This window comes from Dysosmobacter segnis (assembly GCF_014297285.1).
Taxonomy (GTDB): domain Bacteria; phylum Bacillota; class Clostridia; order Oscillospirales; family Oscillospiraceae; genus Oscillibacter; species Oscillibacter segnis.
On the sequence record NZ_JACOQI010000085.1, the window covers coordinates 1 to 1,249 of the forward strand.

At 50.4% G+C, this 1,249-nt stretch carries 2 protein-coding genes and 1 pseudogene; all 3 read left to right on the plus strand.

From position 1 onward, the window contains the following. A pseudogene (locus tag H8Z83_RS19090) lies at positions 1–510 on the plus strand (hypothetical protein); the annotation flags it as partial. 231 nt (positions 511–741) lie between these two features. Next, the gene (locus H8Z83_RS19095) at positions 742–1,017 is read left to right on the plus strand and encodes a type II toxin-antitoxin system Phd/YefM family antitoxin (RefSeq protein ID WP_024731464.1); all 276 of its coding nucleotides are present in this window, start codon (positions 742–744) and stop codon (positions 1,015–1,017) included. A 6-nt stretch (positions 1,018–1,023) separates the two neighbouring features. Next, the coding region (locus H8Z83_RS19100; RefSeq protein WP_187016475.1) for a putative toxin-antitoxin system toxin component, PIN family at positions 1,024–1,249 on the plus strand (226 nt) is incomplete at its 3' end.

The window sequence follows — 1,249 nt, forward strand, 5'->3', positions numbered from 1 at the left end:
GAAGCGGAGCTGCGCAGGGATGCTTTCGCTCTGCTCAAGCCCTACGATGATATGAGCGAAGAGGACATCAACCGTTTCACGAAGGACGATATTGTATGTGCTCTGGAGATGTTCAATGAGGACTATGTGACCTTTCCGAGAGATGATATTGCCAAGCTATCCGGCATGACGATGCCGGTCAATAAGAGAAACTGGTTAAAACAAAATCAGCATTTGTATTTAGCTCGAAGAAGAAAAGAGGACATGAAAGCGGTAGGCATTTCAATGAAATCTGCGGAAGGTAGACCAACGGCAGAGAAAATAGTTCATGTGTGGAGGCAGCAGCACCCGGACGGACGTAAGGCGGACTGTCATCGGGACACTGGTCTTGATCCCAAGACGATTCGAAAATGGTGGGACAGCGAGCCGTCTGCGGTGTGGCAGGAGGATGGACACATGGTGGCACGGGTGCGACCGTCACAGGCGTTGAGTGATCTGCTGGTGGATGCCTTGAAAAAGAGTGAGGATTAGGGTTGATTTTCGGGCGTTTATTGCCGCAGGACGGCGCTTCCAGCCCTCCGAGGGTAACTATACCACCCCCTCTGAAACGAGGCTAAAAAACGGTATAAAATCATGTTTTTTTGACCTCTATATGTCCACGGTACGCCGTGGGCAGCGAGAGAGAAAAATCACGGAACAAGAATAAATTCGTTGACAATCGTGCAACACTATGGGTATAATATAAGCGAAAGGAGTGATCGTATGAACTTCTATACTGTACGAGATTTGAGAACCACGCCCAAGAGCATCTGGGAAAATCTTTCCGCAGATGGAGAGGTTATCATCACCAACAACGGCAGACCGACGGCGATTCTCTTTGATATTGCGGACGGCAGCTTTGAGGAAACGGTGAAGGCAGTCCGGCAGGCAAAGGCCATGATCGCCTTTAACTCTATGAGGGCAAAGGCAGCAGCCAACGGCTACATGAGCGACGAAGATATTGAAGCTGAGATTGCCGCAGTTCGCCGGGGGGAATGATCGCTTATGCTGGTGGTGATAGACACAAACATTTTGGTGTCGGCGCTCTGGTCGAGAAACGGGGCGCCCGCCAGAGTAGTCAGTATGGTGCTGACAGGAGATATTGTTCCCTGCTATGATTACCGTATCCTGTGCGAGTATCGGGAAGTGCTGCAACGGCCAAAGTTCGGATTTTCAAAGAGCGAGATCAATTCCCTGCTGGACTGGTTTGAAGCCTGTGGCCGGTCTGTAC

Excerpts from the sequence above, each read along its gene's own strand:
- H8Z83_RS19095 (WP_024731464.1), top strand. The coding sequence starts at position 742 with ATGAACTTCTATACTGTACGAGATTTGAGAACCACGCCCAAGAGCATC.